This window comes from Flavobacteriales bacterium, assembly GCA_021296215.1.
Lineage (GTDB): Bacteria > Bacteroidota > Bacteroidia > Flavobacteriales > ECT2AJA-044 > ECT2AJA-044.
The window spans coordinates 2,468-2,830 of record JAGWBA010000132.1 but is presented as its reverse complement, the minus strand read 5'-3'; the positions used below and the strand labels follow the sequence as shown (position 1 = coordinate 2,830).

1 protein-coding gene is annotated in these 363 nt (G+C 63.9%); it reads right to left on the bottom strand.

The window, feature by feature from the left end; translation table 11 throughout:
- Nucleotides 1–363: histidinol dehydrogenase (locus tag J4F31_12530; GenBank protein MCE2497378.1), on the bottom strand; the 363-nt coding region annotated here is incomplete at both ends.

Sequence of the window (363 nt, the reverse complement as noted above, 5' to 3'; positions counted from 1 at the left end):
TGCGCAATGGGCGGGGTCGGCGGATTCATCCGCAATCACCAGCAGCTCGCTCGGTCCGGCAATCATATCAATATCGACGGTCCCATAGACCGCTCGCTTGGCCGCGGCCACGTACATGTTGCCGGGGCCCACGATTTTATCCGCCCGGGGAATCTGCTTGGTGCCATACGCCAACGCGCCGATGGCCTGCACGCCTCCGACCCGGTACACTTCATCCACCCCGGCGAGATCCGCCGCGACCAACAAACAGGGGTCGATAGCCCCGGACGCGGTGGGACTACACATGACGACCCGCGGCACCCCGGCAACTTTGGCGGGGATCGCGTTCATCAAAACCGTGGAGGGATACAACGCTTTCCCGCC